At 64.4% G+C, this 15,944-nt stretch carries 22 protein-coding genes; 19 read left to right on the top strand and 3 right to left on the bottom strand.

Annotated elements, in window-relative coordinates; all coding sequences use genetic code 11:
• The first annotated feature begins 57 nt into the window (after positions 1 to 57).
• From AC07YZ_RS16020 to hisF, 9 genes are all read left to right on the top strand, one after another.
• Positions 58 to 294: a BolA family protein gene (locus AC07YZ_RS16020; RefSeq protein WP_068174411.1), complete on the top strand. Its 237-nt coding sequence runs from the start codon at positions 58 to 60 to the stop codon at positions 292 to 294.
• 121 nt (positions 295 to 415) lie between these two features.
• Positions 416 to 1,696 carry a UDP-N-acetylglucosamine 1-carboxyvinyltransferase gene (gene murA, locus AC07YZ_RS16015; RefSeq protein ID WP_494795434.1) on the top strand — a complete coding sequence of 427 codons (1,281 nt, stop codon included), beginning with the start codon at positions 416 to 418 and terminating at the stop codon, positions 1,694 to 1,696.
• A gap of 115 nt (positions 1,697 to 1,811) precedes the next feature.
• Positions 1,812 to 2,465: an ATP phosphoribosyltransferase gene (gene hisG / locus AC07YZ_RS16010; protein WP_226491808.1), complete on the top strand. Its 654-nt coding sequence runs from the start codon at positions 1,812 to 1,814 to the stop codon at positions 2,463 to 2,465.
• The gene (hisD, locus tag AC07YZ_RS16005; protein ID WP_494795433.1) at positions 2,462 to 3,805 is read left to right on the top strand and encodes a histidinol dehydrogenase; all 1,344 of its coding nucleotides are present in this window, start codon (positions 2,462 to 2,464) and stop codon (positions 3,803 to 3,805) included. Before hisG ends, hisD begins: the two co-directional genes overlap by 4 nt.
• Positions 3,802 to 4,902 (top strand): histidinol-phosphate transaminase, encoded by a 1,101-nt coding sequence (hisC, locus tag AC07YZ_RS16000; RefSeq protein ID WP_494795432.1) that lies wholly within the window; start codon positions 3,802 to 3,804, stop codon positions 4,900 to 4,902. Before hisD ends, hisC begins: the two co-directional genes overlap by 4 nt.
• A gap of 5 nt (positions 4,903 to 4,907) precedes the next feature.
• Positions 4,908 to 5,522: an imidazoleglycerol-phosphate dehydratase HisB gene (hisB, locus tag AC07YZ_RS15995; protein ID WP_226491811.1), complete on the top strand. Its 615-nt coding sequence runs from the start codon at positions 4,908 to 4,910 to the stop codon at positions 5,520 to 5,522.
• Between the two features lie 13 nt (positions 5,523 to 5,535).
• A complete protein-coding gene (gene hisH / locus AC07YZ_RS15990; protein WP_226491812.1) occupies positions 5,536 to 6,198 on the top strand; it encodes an imidazole glycerol phosphate synthase subunit HisH in 663 nt (220 codons plus the stop codon).
• A gap of 27 nt (positions 6,199 to 6,225) precedes the next feature.
• The gene (gene hisA, locus AC07YZ_RS15985) at positions 6,226 to 6,966 is read left to right on the top strand and encodes a 1-(5-phosphoribosyl)-5-[(5-phosphoribosylamino)methylideneamino]imidazole-4-carboxamide isomerase (protein WP_068174404.1); all 741 of its coding nucleotides are present in this window, start codon (positions 6,226 to 6,228) and stop codon (positions 6,964 to 6,966) included.
• A 110-nt stretch (positions 6,967 to 7,076) separates the two neighbouring features.
• Complete coding sequence (gene hisF / locus AC07YZ_RS15980) at positions 7,077 to 7,856, top strand: imidazole glycerol phosphate synthase subunit HisF (RefSeq protein ID WP_226491813.1); 780 nt, start codon at positions 7,077 to 7,079, stop codon at positions 7,854 to 7,856.
• A gap of 16 nt (positions 7,857 to 7,872) precedes the next feature.
• On the opposite strand, the gene AC07YZ_RS15975 is transcribed toward hisF, so the two are convergent.
• Positions 7,873 to 8,367, bottom strand: a complete 495-nt coding sequence (locus AC07YZ_RS15975) for a LapA family protein (protein ID WP_226491814.1) — start codon at positions 8,365 to 8,367, stop codon at positions 7,873 to 7,875.
• Between the two features lie 103 nt (positions 8,368 to 8,470).
• Here AC07YZ_RS15975 and hisI point away from each other — a divergent pair, with 103 nt between their 5' ends.
• The 7 genes from hisI to tatC all read left to right on the top strand — a co-directional run bounded on the left by hisI (position 8,471) and on the right by tatC (position 11,782).
• Positions 8,471 to 8,869, top strand: coding sequence for a phosphoribosyl-AMP cyclohydrolase (gene hisI, locus AC07YZ_RS15970; RefSeq protein WP_226494670.1), 399 nt, complete (start codon positions 8,471 to 8,473; stop codon positions 8,867 to 8,869).
• 8 nt (positions 8,870 to 8,877) lie between these two features.
• On the top strand, positions 8,878 to 9,264 hold the full coding sequence (locus tag AC07YZ_RS15965) for a phosphoribosyl-ATP diphosphatase (RefSeq protein ID WP_226491815.1): 387 nt from the start codon (positions 8,878 to 8,880) through the stop codon (positions 9,262 to 9,264).
• Positions 9,261 to 9,650 (top strand): DUF4870 family protein, encoded by a 390-nt coding sequence (locus tag AC07YZ_RS15960; protein ID WP_226491816.1) that lies wholly within the window; start codon positions 9,261 to 9,263, stop codon positions 9,648 to 9,650. Before AC07YZ_RS15965 ends, AC07YZ_RS15960 begins: the two co-directional genes overlap by 4 nt.
• Positions 9,651 to 9,665: 15 nt before the next feature.
• Positions 9,666 to 10,028, top strand: coding sequence for a histidine triad nucleotide-binding protein (locus AC07YZ_RS15955; RefSeq protein ID WP_226491817.1), 363 nt, complete (start codon positions 9,666 to 9,668; stop codon positions 10,026 to 10,028).
• A gap of 125 nt (positions 10,029 to 10,153) precedes the next feature.
• Positions 10,154 to 10,396, top strand: coding sequence for a Sec-independent protein translocase subunit TatA (gene tatA / locus AC07YZ_RS15950; protein WP_226491818.1), 243 nt, complete (start codon positions 10,154 to 10,156; stop codon positions 10,394 to 10,396).
• Between the two features lie 94 nt (positions 10,397 to 10,490).
• Complete coding sequence (tatB, locus tag AC07YZ_RS15945; protein ID WP_226491819.1) at positions 10,491 to 10,991, top strand: Sec-independent protein translocase protein TatB; 501 nt, start codon at positions 10,491 to 10,493, stop codon at positions 10,989 to 10,991.
• Positions 10,991 to 11,782, top strand: coding sequence for a twin-arginine translocase subunit TatC (gene tatC / locus AC07YZ_RS15940; protein ID WP_226491820.1), 792 nt, complete (start codon positions 10,991 to 10,993; stop codon positions 11,780 to 11,782). Before tatB ends, tatC begins: the two co-directional genes overlap by 1 nt.
• A 59-nt stretch (positions 11,783 to 11,841) precedes the next feature.
• Here tatC and AC07YZ_RS15935 read toward each other — a convergent pair whose 3' ends face one another.
• On the bottom strand, positions 11,842 to 12,999 hold the full coding sequence (locus AC07YZ_RS15935; protein ID WP_226491821.1) for a Do family serine endopeptidase: 1,158 nt from the start codon (positions 12,997 to 12,999) through the stop codon (positions 11,842 to 11,844).
• A 193-nt stretch (positions 13,000 to 13,192) separates the two neighbouring features.
• On the opposite strand from AC07YZ_RS15935, the gene AC07YZ_RS15930 reads away from it, so the two are divergent.
• From AC07YZ_RS15930 to pdxA, 3 genes are all read left to right on the top strand, one after another.
• Positions 13,193 to 13,333, top strand: a complete 141-nt coding sequence (locus AC07YZ_RS15930; RefSeq protein WP_226491822.1) for a DUF3149 domain-containing protein — start codon at positions 13,193 to 13,195, stop codon at positions 13,331 to 13,333.
• Between the two features lie 160 nt (positions 13,334 to 13,493).
• Positions 13,494 to 14,300 (top strand): Nif3-like dinuclear metal center hexameric protein, encoded by an 807-nt coding sequence (locus AC07YZ_RS15925; RefSeq protein WP_494795431.1) that lies wholly within the window; start codon positions 13,494 to 13,496, stop codon positions 14,298 to 14,300.
• Positions 14,301 to 14,308: 8 nt separating this feature from the next.
• A complete protein-coding gene (gene pdxA, locus AC07YZ_RS15920; protein WP_494795430.1) occupies positions 14,309 to 15,385 on the top strand; it encodes a 4-hydroxythreonine-4-phosphate dehydrogenase PdxA in 1,077 nt (358 codons plus the stop codon).
• Between the two features lie 63 nt (positions 15,386 to 15,448).
• Here pdxA and mscL read toward each other — a convergent pair whose 3' ends face one another.
• Positions 15,449 to 15,877, bottom strand: a complete 429-nt coding sequence (gene mscL, locus AC07YZ_RS15915; RefSeq protein WP_226491825.1) for a large conductance mechanosensitive channel protein MscL — start codon at positions 15,875 to 15,877, stop codon at positions 15,449 to 15,451.
• Between the last annotated feature and the right edge of the window lie 67 nt (positions 15,878 to 15,944).

Below are 15,944 nucleotides of genomic sequence, written 5' to 3'. Positions count from 1 at the left end.
GCATCGTCGCATGCCCCGTCCCGTTGCTTTCCGAAGTCCTTTTGCCCCGACACCGACATGACCGCTGACCAACTGCAACAACTCATCGCCGCAGGTCTGCCCTGTGAACACATCGAAGTCACGGGGGACGGCCGCCACTGGGCCGCCGTCATCGTGTCGCCCGAGTTCGAGGGCATGCGGGCCATTGCGCGCCACAAGCGCGTGTACGCCACCCTGGGTGCGCGCATCCAGAGCGATGAAGTGCATGCGCTGTCGATGAAAACCTACACGCCCGCCGAGTGGGCTGGAAAATGACCCCCTCTGCGCCGGCGTCATCTGCGGCCCGGCAGAGCTGGTGCTTGATGACCTTGGCGCGTGCGTCCCGTGCGCTTTCGGCGGCGCTGACCGTCGTTGACAACTGAAAGACAACTGTTCCATGGACAAACTGCGAATCACCGGTGGCCGTGCGCTGCACGGCGAAGTGAACATCTCCGGCGCCAAGAATGCCGCCCTGCCCGAGCTTTGCGCCACCCTGCTGACGGCCGACCCGGTGACCCTGTTCAACGTGCCGCGCCTGCGCGATGTGGCCACCATGCGCCACCTGCTGGACAACATGGGTGTTCGGACCGAGACCCACGGCGAGCGCGGTGGCATGACCCTGCAAGCCGCCGATCCCATCCAGCCGGAGGCGCCCTACGAGCTGGTCAAGACCATGCGCGCGTCGGTGCTGGTGCTCGGGCCCCTGCTGGCGCGTTTCGGCCATGCCCGCGTGTCCTTACCCGGTGGCTGCGCCATCGGTTCGCGACCGGTGGACCAGCACATCAAGGGCATGCAGGCCATGGGGGCCGACATCGAGGTGGAACACGGCTACATGGTGGCCAAGCTGGGCGCCGGCCGCAGCCGGCTGCGTGGTGCCCGCATCACCACCGACATGGTGACGGTGACCGGAACCGAGAACTTCCTCATGGCCGCCACGCTGGCCGAGGGCGAGACCGTGCTGGAAAACGCCGCCCAGGAGCCGGAGATCGGTGATCTGGCCGAGCTGCTGATCGCCATGGGCGCGCAGATCGAGGGCCATGGCACCAGCCGCATCCGCATCCAGGGTGTGGAGCGCCTGCATGGCTGCAACCACCAGGTGGTGGCCGACCGCATCGAAGCGGGAACCTTTTTGTGCGCGGTGGCCGCCACGGGGGGTGACGTGTTGCTGCGCCACGGCCGCGCCGATCACCTGGATGCGGTGATCGAGAAGCTGCGCGAGGCGGGCGCCTTCATCGAAGGGGGCCGGGACAGCGACGGCGACTTCATCCGCGTGCGGGCTTCCGGGCGGCTCAAGGCGCAGAGCTTCCGCACCACCGAATACCCGGGCTTCCCGACCGACATGCAGGCCCAGTTCATGGCGCTCAACTGCATTGCCCAGGGCACCAGCACGGTCACGGAAACCATTTTTGAAAACCGGTTCATGCACGTCAACGAGCTGGTTCGCCTGGGGGCTCACATCCAGACCGATGGCAAGGTGGCGGTGATCGAAGGCATCGATCGGCTGTCTGGCGCCACGGTGATGGCGACCGACCTGCGCGCTTCCGCCAGTCTGGTGATCGCCGGTCTGGTGGCCGAGGGCGAAACCATCGTCGACCGCATCTACCACCTGGACCGCGGCTACGACCAGATGGAAGCCAAGCTGCGCGGCATTGGCGCCGACATCGAGCGCATCAAATGAAATACACCCCCGCCGCGCTTCGCGCGACCCCCTCGAGGGGGCAACACCTGCGGTCTGGCGAAGCCAGTCCCGCGGTGTTCTGGGGTTGCGGGGTCACGTCTGTTGGAGTGAAGTTTTGATTACCTTAGCCCTGTCCAAAGGCCGCATCTTCGATGAAACCCTGCCGCTGCTCGCGGCCGCGGGCATCGAGGTGCTGGAAGACCCGGAAACCTCGCGCAAGCTCATCCTCGCGACCAACCAGCCCGGTGTGCGCGTGGTGCTGGTGCGCGCCACCGACGTGCCCACCTACGTGGAGTACGGCGGTGCCGACCTCGGCGTGACCGGCCGGGACACGCTGATTGAACACGGCGGCCAGGGCCTGTACCAGCCGCTGGACCTGAAGATCGCCCAGTGCCGCATGAGCGTGGCTGTGCCGTCGGACTTCGACTACGCCTCGGCCGTGCGCCAGGGCTCGCGCCTGAAAGTGGCCACGAAATACACCACGATCGCGCGCGACTTCTTCGCCAGCAAGGGCGTGCATGTGGACCTGATCAAACTGTACGGCAGCATGGAGCTGGCGCCCCTGACGGGCCTGGCCGATGCCATCGTCGATCTGGTGTCCACCGGCAAGACGCTCAAGGCCAACAACCTGGTCGAGGTCGAGCAGATCATGGACATCAGCTCGCGCCTGGTCGTCAACCAGGCCGCGCTCAAGCTCAAGCAGGCGGCGATCCGCCCCATCCTCGACGCCTTCTCCAACGCCATCGAAAAAAACGCCGTACCGTCATGAGCCTCACCGCCGCGCCCGTCCGCCTGTCTACCCAATCGTCCGATTTCGAGGCGCGGTTCGCGGCGCGCTTGCATTGGTCGGCCGAGACCGACAGCGCGATCGAACAGCGCGTGGCCGACATCCTGGCCGACGTGCAGCAGCGCGGCGATGCGGCGGTGCTGGCGTACACGGCGCGTTTTGATGGCCTGACGGTGGACACGCTGCAGCAGCTGGAACTGACCCAGGCCGAACTCAAGGCCGCGTTCGACAGCCTGCCGGCCGCGCAGCGCGACGCGCTGGAGTCCGCCGCGCACCGTGTGCGCAGTTACCACGAGGCGCAGAAACGCGCCAGCGGCGAAAGCTGGAGCTACCGCGACGAAGACGGCACGCTGCTGGGGCAGAAGGTCACGCCGCTGGACCGCGTGGGCATCTACGTGCCCGGTGGCAAGGCGGCCTACCCAAGCAGCGTGTTGATGAACGCCATCCCGGCCCACGTGGCGGGTGTGGCGGAAATCATCATGGTGGTGCCCACGCCGCGCGGCGAGAAGAACCCGTTGGTGCTGGCCGCTGCCTACGTGGCCGGTGTCACGCGCGCCTTCACCATCGGTGGCGCACAGGCCGTGGCGGCGCTGGCCTATGGCACGGCCACCGTGCCCAAGGTCGACAAGATCACCGGCCCGGGCAACGCCTACGTGGCCAGCGCCAAGAAGCGCGTGTTCGGCACCGTGGGCATCGACATGATCGCCGGCCCGAGCGAAATCCTGGTGCTGGCCGACGGCAGCACACCGGCCGACTGGGTGGCGATGGACCTGTTCAGCCAGGCCGAACACGACGAGCTCGCGCAGAGCATCCTGCTGTGCCCCGACGCCGCCTACATCGCCGCCGTGCAGGCCGCCATTCACCGCCTGCTGCCCACCATGCCGCGCGCGGCCATCATCGCCAAGAGCCTGAACGACCGCGGTGCGCTGATCCTCACGCGCGACATGGAAGAGGCCTGCGCCATCAGCAACCGCATCGCGCCCGAGCACCTGGAGGTGTCCAGCAACGATCCGCACCGCTGGGAACCGCTGCTCAGGCACGCCGGCGCCATCTTCCTGGGCGCCTACACCAGCGAAAGCCTGGGCGACTACTGCGCGGGCCCCAACCATGTGCTGCCCACCAGTGGCACGGCGCGCTTCTCGTCCCCGCTGGGCGTGTACGACTTCCAGAAACGCAGCAGCCTGATCGAGGTCAGCGCCGCGGGCGCCCAGACCCTGGGCACCATCGCCGCCGAGCTGGCGTATGGCGAAGGCCTGCAGGCCCACGCCCGCGCTGCCGAATTGCGCCTGACCAACGTCCCCCCGATGCGTGCATCCCCATGAACGCCATGAACACCCCGAACCCGCTGCGCTTCATTCGGCAGGACATCCAGTCCATGCACGCCTACGCCATCCAGGACTCGGCCGGCATGGTCAAGCTCGACGCCATGGAGAACCCGTTCGTGCTGCCGCCCGAGTTGCAGGCGGCGTTGGGTGCCCGCCTCGGGGCGGTGGCCATCAACCGCTACCCCGGCGCGCGCATCGAAGACCTGAAGCAGGCACTGGCCCGCTATGTGGACCTGCCCGCCGGCTGCGGCCTGATGCTGGGCAACGGCTCGGACGAACTGATCTCCTTGCTGGCCATGGCCTGCGACGTGCCCGGTGCGTCCATCCTCGCGCCCTTGCCCGGTTTCGTGATGTACGCCATGAGCGCACAGCTGCAGGGCCTGGCTTTCCACGGCGTGCCGCTCACGGCCGAGTTCGAGCTGGACGAGGCCGCCATGCTGGCCGCGATGCGCGCGCACCAGCCCGCCATCACCTACATCGCCTACCCGAACAACCCCACCGCCAACCTGTGGGACGCGGCCGTGATCCGTCGCCTGATTGCCGAAGCGGCCACGTTTGGCGGGCTGGTGGTGATGGACGAGGCGTATCAGCCGTTTTCCAGCAAGACCTGGCTCGATGAGATTCGCGCCGACCCGGTGGCCAACGCCAACGTGCTGCTCATGCGCACGCTCTCCAAGTTCGGCCTGGCCGGTGTGCGCCTGGGCTACATGCTGGGGCCGCAGGCGTTGGTGCACGAGGTGGACAAGCTGCGCCCGCCCTACAACGTGAGTGTGCTCAATGCCGAGTGCGCCTTGTTTGCGCTGGAACACGCCGAGGTGTTCGCACAGCAGGCGGCGCAGATCCGCGAACAGCGGGCCGTGCTGACCGAGGCGCTGGCCCGGATGCCGGGTGTCACGCCCTTCCCGAGCGACGCCAACATGGTGCTGGCGCGTGTGCCCGATGCACAACGCAGCTTCGATGGCCTGAAGGCTCACGGCGTTCTGGTCAAGAATGTTTCTAAAATGCACCCATCGCTGACCAACTGCCTGCGCCTGACCGTCGGAACCCCCACGGAAAACGCGCAACTGATTGGCGCCCTGCAACAAGTTCTATGACCCCCATGTCCTCCGTTTCCCCCGCTGCCGCCGACCGCGTGGCCGACGTCCAGCGCAACACCGCGGAAACGCAGATCACTGTTCGTGTCAATCTGGACGGCACGGGAACGGCCAACCTGTCCACCGGCATCGGTTTCTTCGACCACATGCTCGACCAGATCGCGCGTCACGGCCTGATCGACCTCGACATCCAGGCCAAGGGCGACCTGCACATCGACGGTCACCACACGGTGGAAGACGTGGGCATCACGCTCGGCCAGGCCTTTGCCAAGGCCGTGGGCGACAAGAAAGGCATCCGCCGCTACGGCCATGCCTATGTGCCGCTGGACGAAGCCCTGTCGCGCGTGGTGGTCGATTTTTCGGGCCGCCCCGGCCTGCACATGCACGTGCCGTTCAAGAGCGGCATGGTGGGCGCCTTCGACACCCAGCTGGCGTTCGAGTTTTTCCAGGGTTTTGTGAACCATGCCGGGGTCACGCTGCACATCGACAACCTGAAGGGCGAGAATGCCCACCACCAGGCCGAGACCGTGTTCAAGGCATTTGCCCGCGCGCTGCGCATGGCGCTCGAACGCGATCCGCGCATGGGCGATGTGATCCCCTCGACCAAAGGCTCGCTCTGAGCATTCCTGTCCGATGAACCGCAAGACTGTCGCCGTGGTCGACTACGGCAGTGGGAATCTGCGTTCCGTCTCGCAGGCCGTGGCCCATGTGGCCGCCGCCAGCGGGGTGGACGTGAGTGTCACCTCCGATCCGAAGGCGGTGCTGGATGCCGAACGCGTGGTCCTGCCCGGGCAGGGCCACATGGGCGACTGCATGCGCGAACTCGCCGCCTCCGGCCTGCTGGACGCCGTGTTGCATGCGGCGGCCCACAAGCCCTTGTTCGGGGTTTGCGTGGGCATGCAGATGCTGCTGGACCGCAGCGAAGAGGGGCCCACGGAAGGTCTGGGCCTGATCCCTGGCGAGGTGGTGAGGTTCCGCCTGGAAGGGCGCTTGCAGGCCGATGGCAGCCGCTTCAAGGTGCCGCAGATGGGCTGGAACCAGGTGTTCCACGAGCTTGGCCATGGGCCAGCGCATCCCCTGTGGGCTGGCATCGAAGAGGGCGCCTACTTTTATTTCGTGCACAGTTACTACGCTCGTCCCTCCCATGTTCAACACTGTGTGGGCGAAGCCGACTACGGTGGCCGCTTCGCGGCAGCGATCGCACGTGACAATATCTTCGCGACCCAGTTTCACCCTGAAAAGAGTGCCGATCAGGGGCTCGCGCTCTACCGCAATTTCCTTCACTGGAACCCTTAAGTCCATCCGCCCTTCACTTAGACCATCATGTTGCTGATTCCTGCCATTGATCTGAAAGACGGCCAGTGTGTTCGCCTCAAACAGGGCGACATGGACCAATCCACGGTGTTTGGCGAAGACCCGGCCGCCATGGCGCGCGCCTGGGTCGACAAGGGTGCCCGCCGTGTGCATCTGGTGGACCTGAATGGGGCATTTGCCGGCAAACCCAAGAACGAGCAGGCCATCCGCGCCATCCTCAAGGAAGTGGGGTCCGAGGTGGACGTGCAGCTCGGTGGCGGGATTCGCGACCTCGACACCATCGAACGCTACCTGGACGCCGGTCTGCGCTACGTGATCATCGGCACCGCGGCGGTGAAGAACCCCGGTTTCCTGCAAGACGCCTGCACCGCGTTCGGCGGCCACATCATCGTGGGCCTGGACGCCAAAGACGGCAAGGTGGCCACCGACGGCTGGAGCAAGCTCACCGGCCACGAGGTGGTCGATCTGGGCAAGAAGTTCGAGGACTACGGCGTCGAAGGCATCATCTACACCGACATCGGCCGCGACGGCATGCTCAGCGGCATCAACATCGACGCCACGGTCAGGCTCGCGCAGGCCTTGTCGGTGCCGGTCATCGCCTCCGGCGGCCTGTCCAATCTGGACGACATTCGCGCCTTGTGCGATGTGGAAGACGAGGGCATCGAGGGCGTGATCTGCGGCCGCTCGATCTACAGCGGTGATCTGGACTTCGAGGCCGCGCAAAAGCTGGCCGACGACCTGAACGGTTGAACGCATGACCCACGTGTCTGTCACCTCGTGCACGATGCCCTCCTTTGCGCTGGGGTTGCCACGGCGCGCTTGGGGAACGGTTTGTCCGATCCATGGCGCAGGAGCGGTCCATGCTCGCTAAACGCATCATTCCCTGTCTCGACGTGACCGGTGGCCGTGTGGTCAAGGGCGTCAACTTTGTCGAACTGCGCGACGCGGGCGATCCGGTGGAGATCGCGGCCCGTTACAACGAGCAGGGTGCGGACGAACTCACGTTTCTGGACATCACCGCCACCAGCGACGGACGCGACCTGATCCTGCACATCATCGAGGCGGTGGCCTCACAGGTGTTCATTCCGCTCACGGTGGGCGGTGGGGTTCGCACCGTGGAGGACGTGCGCCGCCTGCTCAACGCCGGTGCCGACAAGACCAGTTTCAATTCTGCGGCCATCGCCAATCCGCAGGTGATCCGCGATGCGTCCGACAAATACGGCGCCCAGTGCATCGTGGTGGCCATCGATGCGAAGCGCCGCCATGGGGATGACCTGCTCCACCGGGGTGAAGGCTGGGACGTCTACAGCCACGGGGGCCGCAAGAACACCGGTCTGGACGCGGTGGCCTGGGCCAGGCAGATGGCCGACTTCGGCGCTGGCGAAATCCTGCTCACCAGCATGGACCGCGACGGCACCAAGGCCGGGTTTGACCTGGCGTTGACCCGCGCGGTGGCCGATGCCGTGGACGTACCCGTGATCGCGTCCGGTGGCGTGGGCAACCTGGACCACCTGGCCGATGGCGTGCAACAGGGCGGTGCGGATGCGGTGCTGGCCGCCAGCATCTTCCACTACGGTGAATACACCGTGGCGCAGGCCAAGGCGCGCATGGCCGAGCGGGGCATTCCGGTCCGGCTCTGATCCGACCGGCGCTGATTCAGTTGGGCGTCTGCCGGATCGGCAACTGCCGCTCCAGTCGGTCCTCCAGTTCGCCAATGCTGGCCTCCAGACCGTTGCCAGACTGCTCGATCACCCGGGTCAGAATGGTTTGCAGCAGGTCGATTTTCTGGTGCATCTTGTCCGACAAGTCCCGCTCGCGCGCTGCCGTGGCCTGCATTTCCGTCTGCAGGTACTGCCGCAGTTCGGTGAACCGGGAGGCCTCGGCCTGATCGGCCAGGCGGCGCTGTTCGGCCACCTCGCGCGTGATGCGGCGCACCTCCATCAGGTGCATGGTCTGGTAGTACACCAGCGCGAGCAGGAACACCACCAACACCAGGGCCAGCATGCCCAGCAGCACCAAGCCCATGGGCGCTTGCACCTCGGAGAACCCGAAATGGAGCGTCGAAGGTTGCAGGATCTGTTCGAAATTGAGGGCCACGAACCCGGCAATCAGCAGGATGAACAGGATCAGGAGGAGTGTTCGAATTTTCATGGCGGTCTCTCTCGGGTAAGCCCGGTCCCGGAGTGGGGCTGGGGCGAAAACCATCGTACCGCCGTTCGGCCACAGACACTGTAAGGAGTCGCACACATGGTAGATTCCCTCCATGAACTGGTTGGATGACGTGAAATGGGATGCCCAAGGGCTGGTCCCGGTGATTGCGCAGGAAGCCGCGAGTGGTGACGTGCTGATGTTTGCGTGGATGAACCGCGAGGCCTTGCAGAAGACCGCCGAACTCGGGCGGGCGGTCTATTTCAGCCGTTCGCGCAACAGGCTCTGGTTCAAGGGCGAAGAATCCGGCCATGTGCAGACGGTGCACGACATCCGGCTGGATTGCGACAACGACGTGGTGTTGCTCAAGGTCACCCAACTGGGCCACGAGCCCGGCATTGCCTGCCACACGGGCCGCCACAGCTGCTTCTACCAGCGCCACGAAAATGGCCAGTGGCATGCGGTGGACCCGGTGCTGAAAGACCCCGAATCCATCTACAAATAGAACACCGCATGTCTTCCATTGATGCCCTGGCGCGCCTGGCCGCCGTGATCGAAAGTCGCAAACCCGTGAATGGCGGCGACCCCGAGAAGAGCTATGTGGCCCGGCTGCTGCACAAGGGGCCGGACGCCTTTCTGAAGAAGATCGGAGAGGAAGCCACCGAAACCGTCATGGCCGCCAAAGATATCGACCACGGGGGCGACAGTCAGAAGCTGGTCAATGAGGTGGCCGATCTCTGGTTCCACTGCATGATCGCGCTGGCGCACTACGGAAAGACGCCTGCGGATGTGGTGGGTGAACTGGTTCGCCGCGAAGGCCTGAGCGGGCTGGAAGAGAAAGCACTGCGCAAGGCGGTCGCGCGCGAGTCCGATCCCGCAAGCCCTGGAGGCGAGTCATGAGCGACATTGTCGATGTGGAAGCCGTGGACAGCGAGAAAGCGCAATCGCTCAAAAGCGTGGGCTGGCTCAGTTACATCCTGCATCTGATCGTCGCCGTGGCGGCGGTCGTGCCCGGTGCCCAGGTGGGCGCTGGCCTGTTGCTGGTGGCGCTGGTGATCGACCTGGTCAAAAAGGATGATGCGGAAGGGACTTGGCAGGTCAGTCATTTCCGCTGGCGCATCCGCACCGTGATCTGGGCCGGCGTGCTTTACATCGTCACGCTCCCGCTGTGGTTTTTGCTGCTGCTGCCGGGAATGATCGCCTGGGCCGTGATCTCCATCTGGTTCCTCTACCGCATCGTCAAGGGCATGGTGCGCATGAATGCCAATCAACCCATGCCCGACTGATCAGATTCCCGAACCATGAGCGCACACGACCCGAACTGCATCTTCTGCAAGATCATCGCCGGACAGATTCCGTCAAAAAAGGTCTATGAAGACGAAGATATTTACGTCTTTCACGACATCCACCCTTGGGCCCCCGTGCACTTCCTCATGGTGCCCAGGCAACACATCCCGTCGCTGGCGCAGCTCACACCCGAGCACGAACGCCTGATGGGGCGCATGATGGTGCTGGCCCCCCGGCTGGCTGCGGAGCAGGGCTGCAACCCGTATCCCGATGGCGGGTTTCGCATGGTCTGCAACACCGGCGTTGAGGGGGGGCAAGAGGTGCACCACCTGCACCTGCATGTGATGGGCGGACCGCGCCCCTGGTTGCGCGGTTGACTGCGGTTCCGGCGTCCTTCTGCCCGTCCGGAAATTCCCGCTGGACGGGCTGCTGAACTCTTGCCCGGGCTTAGAATCCCACCCACAGCGTCAGGCGCACCACTTCTATATGTTTGGAGAAAATCATGGGTTCTTTCTCGATTTGGCACTGGTTGATCGTGCTGCTGATCGTTGTGATGGTTTTTGGCACCAAAAAGCTCAAAAACATCGGTTCGGATCTGGGCGGCGCCGTCAAGGGCTTCAAGGATGGCATGAAGGAAGGTGGTCAAAGCGCGGCGGATGCCACGTCCGCGCCTGCCGGTCAGGTGACGCAGGACACCCGCACCGACAAAAACACCATCGACGTTGAAGCCAAGCAGAAAAGCTGAGCTTCTGAGCCCGCCGGCGCAGCCCGTGCGCATTGCCCCGGCGACCACTGGGCTTGATTCCAATGCCCGACCTTGCCCGCAGGATGGCTGATACATGATTGATCTGGGCATTTCGAAACTCGCTCTGATTGGGGCGGTGGCGTTGATCGTCATCGGCCCGGAAAAATTGCCGCGCGTGGCGCGCACCGTGGGCGCCTTGCTGGGCAAGGCGCAGCGCTACGTGTCCGACGTGAAGGCCGAGGTCAGCCGGTCCATGGAGCTCGAAGAGCTCAAGAAAATGAAGGACTCGGTGGAGAGCGCCGCCCGCGATGTGGAAACTTCGGTGCAGAGCGGCGCCAGCGACTTCGAAAAATCCTGGTCCGAAGCCACCGCCGGCCTGGACGGCACGTCCTACGGTTCGGACAGTCATGACGCCATGGGCTCCATCGGGTCTTCGCTGTACCCGGTTTACAAACATCCGAAAAAGAACTGGCGCATCAAACAGAACGCCATGCCCCAATGGTTCAAGGCGCGCACCGGCGTGCGTACCCGAACCCAGTCCGGTGCGGCCCGCGTGGCCCGTTTCCGGCCCCGCTCTTCCTCCGCTCCCCGCTGATGTCCGATCCCAAAGATTCCACCGACGAACTCGCCGGTACCGAGCAGCCGTTTGTCCAGCATCTCATGGAGTTGCGAGATCGCCTGCTCTACGGGATGGCGGGGCTGGGTATCTGCATGGCCTTGCTGGCGATCTGGCCCGGCCCCAGCGGTTTGATCGATCTGATCGCGGTGCCCATCCGGGCACACATGCCCCCCGATGCCAAGTTGATCGCAGTGGGTGTTTTCTCTCCTTTTTTCGTGCCCATCAAGGTCTTGGCCATGGCCGCCCTGCTGCTGTCGCTGCCATGGTGGATGTACCAGATCTGGGCCTTTGTGGCGCCTGGCCTATACAGCCATGAGAAGCGGTTTGCCGTGCCGCTGATCGTTCTGGGCAGCTTGCTGGCCTATGTCGGTATTGCGTTCGTGCAGTTTTTCGTGCTCGACAAGATGTTTGGCTTCATCCAGCAGTTCACGCCCGCCAGTGTGGCCGCGACCCCCGACATTGCGTCGTATGTCGAAGCCATTCTTTCGCTTTACCTGGCGTTCGGTCTGGCGTTCCAGGTGCCTATCGTGGTGGTGCTGCTGGTCAAGATGAACATGGTCTCGGTGAAGCAGCTCAAGGAATTCCGGGGCTATTTCATCGTCGTGGCGTTCATCATCGCGGCTGTGGTCACGCCGCCCGATGTGATCTCTCAACTCGCCCTGGCCGGCCCCATGTGCCTGCTGTATGAGGTGGGCATCTGGGGGGCGCAATGGTTCATCAAGAGCACAGCGGCCCCTGAGCAGACGGCCGAGGACGCCGCCAAATAAGGCGAACCCGCCGCGCACAAGGCTCGGCGGGTCTTGTCCAATCGCGGCGCACGTGAATTTCAGCGCTGTTCCTGCACGGTGGGTTGTTGCGTTCGCTTGCCTGGTATGACGTCGATCCGGGTCTTGCCATCCTTGCGCACCACATCCAGTGTCGCGGCCTGCCCCGGTGTCAGGGCGGCCACGGCGGACAACAGCTGTGCCACGTTCCCCACGCTGCGTCCGGCCACGCTGGTGATCACGTCTCCCGGGCGGATGCCGGCCTTGGCGGCCGGACCGTTTTGCAGCACGCCGGTGATGATGACGCCAACGCCCGACTCGATGCCAAAGCTTTCGGCCAATTCGGCGGTGAGGTCCTGGGGTTCCACGCCGATCCAGCCGCGAGTGACCTGACCGTCCTTCACGATGGCGTCCAGCACGCTGCGCGCGGTGGAGGTGGGGATCGCGAAGCCGATGCCCATGGACCCCCCCGAGCGCGAGTAGATGGCGGTGTTGATCCCCATCAGATGCCCATTCACGTCCACCAGCGCCCCACCCGAATTGCCGGGGTTGATGGCCGCATCGGTCTGGATGAAGTTCTCGAAGGTGTTGATGCCCAACTGGGTGCGTCCCAGGGCGCTGACGATGCCGCTGGTCACCGTCTGGCCCACCCCGAAGGGGTTGCCGATGGCCAACACCTGGTCGCCGATGGACAGCGCGTCCGAGTCGCCCAGCGTGATGACGGGCAGGTCCTTCAGGTCGACCTTGAGAATGGCCAGGTCGGTTTCGGGGTCGGTGCCAATGACCTGTGCCGCGCTCTTGCGACCGTCGTTGAGAATCACCTCGATTTCATCGGCTTCTTCGATCACATGGTTGTTGGTGAGGATGTAGCCAGCGGGGCTGACGATCACCCCCGAGCCCAGCCCCGCCTGGGGCTGTGATGGATTCTGGTCACCAAAGAAAAAGCGGAACCATGGATCGGCGGCTTGCGGGTTGTTCTCAGGCGCCTTGCTGGTGTTGATGCTGACCACCGCGGGCGACGCGGCGCGCGCGGCCGCTCTGAAGCCGTTCGCTGCGATGTTCTCGTTGGCCGTGGCCGGGGTGGCGGACTCCAGCACCGGGACCACCGACGTGGTGAGCGCGCGCCGATCCAGCCAGTCGGGTTTGAGCGTGGCGATCACGAAAAATGCGGCCAGCAGCACGGTCACGGATTGGGCAAAAACCAGCCAGAGTCGTTTCATGTCAGATAGAGGTTGAGGGTTCTTGAGTGCTCGGGATGCCGGGCTCACAGCGGAAGATTCCTCGTCATTGTCCCGCATATGCCTCCCATATACCTCCGGATCTGCGGAGTTCAAGTGAATTGACGCAGGTCAATGCACCGGTGATGCCGCCGCAGTGCAATGGGCGCTCCTCAATGAAGAAATGGAGCAAGCGATGAAAGCCTTGGTGGACCTGTTTTCAACCGACTATGGATTGTTCAGCATTGCAGGCATCGTCTTCATGATTGGCATGGTGATCTGGTTCTACCGGTTTTTCATGCGCAAGATGGACGAAGGCGAGCGCGCCCAACACTGAGGGTGCGACGACCCCATAGTCCGGTGGACAACCACCACCGGCTGTGTGGGGGGAGGCTGGGGGCGGCCCAAGGGGGCGGGTGTCAAAATGGGGTTCTGTGCCAGAGCCACGTCGGGCCTATGGGTTCGATGCCATTTGCCTCCAAAGGCTGTTTTTCCCCATGAGTTTTTCCGCACCCAAAGACCCTCAGAGCCCGCTGCCACCGCCCGCCGTCACGCGGGAAATGTTGCTGGGTGCGCTGGACGCACTGCTGCAACCAGCGCTGTACCGCGATTACGGCCCCAACGGGCTGCAGGTGGAAGGGCGTGGCCACATCCGCAAGTTGGTCACTGGTGTGACCGCCAGTCGGGCGCTGATCGACGCGGCCGTGAGTTCGGGGGCCGATGCCATCCTGGTGCACCACGGGCTGTTCTGGCGTGGGCAAGATGGCCGGGTGACAGGCTGGATGAAGCAACGTCTATCGCGCCTGCTGGCGAATGACATCAACCTGTATGCTTATCACCTGCCGCTGGACGGCCATGCGGCGTTGGGCAACAACGCGCAGCTGGCGCGGCAGCTGGGCATTGACTTGTATGAGGGGGAGCGTGGCCGTTTCGGTGAGCAGTCGCTGGGCTTCATCGGGCGGTGGTCCGCACCCTCTGCGGGCGCCTTGGCGGCCCATGTCGGGCGCGTGCTGGGGCGGTCCGTGACGTTGGTGGCCGAGCCTGATCGCCCCATCGAACATGTGGCTTTGTGCACGGGTGGCGCACAAGGCTATTTCGAAAGCGCCATTGCGGCGGGTGCTGATGTGTTCATCACCGGCGAAATATCCGAACCCCAGGCGCACTACGCTCGCGAATGCGGCGTGGCTTACCTGGCCTGTGGACACCACGCGTCCGAACGTTACGGCGCACCCGCGGTCGGTGCCCATGTGGCGGCCCAGCTGGGACTGGCGCATGAATTCATCGACATTGACAACCCTGCCTGAACGGTTCCATGAGCACGTTTCCCACATCGGCCGCCTTGGTCGGCGCGCCAACCACTGTCGAATCACCGGTGATTCTGACCATGGGCGACCCGGCGGGCATCGGTCCGGAAATCGTCGTCAAAGCATTTCACGAGCGTCCCGAGTTGCTGCGGCAGGTCGTGGTGGCGGGTGACGTTGCGACGCTCAGGCGCGCAGCCCGTCTGGTGCAGGCGGATTCGGAGTCGGTTGCCGGGCGGTTGATGGTGGCGCAACTCGCCGAGGTGTCTGACTTTGGCCAGCTGCCACCGGGTTGCATGGCGGTGGTGCAGGCATGTGATCTGCCGCTGCCGGTGCCGCTGGGATGCATCAGCGCAGCCGCTGGGCGGGCGGCGGCAGATTGCATTCTTTATGGCGCTCAAGCCGCGCTGGATGGCCGAGCCCGCGCCTTGGTGACCGCGCCGATTCACAAGGAGGCGCTGGCCGCGGCCGGTGTGACACATCCTGGGCATACCGAGATGCTGCAGGCCTTGGCGGCTGAGCACCTGGGGCTGGGTGTGACGGAGCTTCCCGTTCGCATGATGTTGAGTTGCCCGGGCCTGCGCACGGTGCTGGTCAGCATCCATGTGTCGCTGCGGCAGGCGCTGCAGGCCGTGACACTGGATCAGGTGTTGCAAACGCTTCGGATCACCCATCGTCATTTCAACGCGGTGGGCTGGCCCCATCCACGGATCGCCGTCGCGGGGTTGAACCCGCATGCCGGCGAGGGCGGTTTGTTTGGCCTTGAAGAAATCGAGGTGATCGAGCCGGCGGTGCGCCAGGCGCGGGAAGAGGGCATCGATGCGAGTGGCCCATATGCGCCCGACACGGTCTTCATGCGCGCACGCCAGGGCGCATTCGATGTGGTGCTGGCGATGTACCACGACCAGGGTCTGATTCCCGTCAAGCTGCTGGGGCTGGAGCATGGTGTGAACACCACGCTGGGGCTGCCTTTCGTGCGCACCAGCCCCGATCACGGCACCGCGTTCGACCTGGCCGGCACGGGCCGAGCCAGCGCCGCGAGTCTGCTGGCCGCTGTCGACGCGGCGCTGTCGGCCACGCGGCGCTGAATCTGCGCTCAACGGCGCCCCCGATTCGCAAAAGTGGATGCGGCCGTTCGGACGGCGGCCGAGCTACTTTTTCAGGCTGTCGCGGATTTCACGCAGCAGCAACACATCTTCGGGCGGTGCTGCGGGGGCCGCCGGTGCGGGCGCTTCGGTCTTCTTCAGGCGATTGATCTGTTTGACCATCATGAAGATGATGAACGCCAGGATGAGGAAGTTGAGCGCAACGCTGATAAAGCTGCCATAGGCCAGCGTAGGGATGCCGGCGGCTTTCATGGCGGCCAGCGTCGGTGCCGTGCCCTCGGGAACCTTGCCGAGAGCCAGGTACAGGTTGGAGAAATCGAGGCTGCCGAAGATCGATCCGACGATGGGCATGATCACATCATCGACCAGCGATCCCACGATCTTGCCGAAGGCGCCACCGATGATCACACCGACCGCCAGGTCGATCACATTGCCCTTGACGGCAAACTCCTTGAACTCTTGCATCATGCCCATGGGGGTCCTCCGGATCGTATTGGGTTGGTTGTCATGAAGTCGGCCTGAGCGCAAAGGCCTGTATTGC

Source organism: Hydrogenophaga sp. GW101-3F08 (assembly GCF_059424585.1).
Note: the sequence above shows the minus strand (reverse complement) of the source record. Positions and strands in the feature narration are given on the sequence as shown.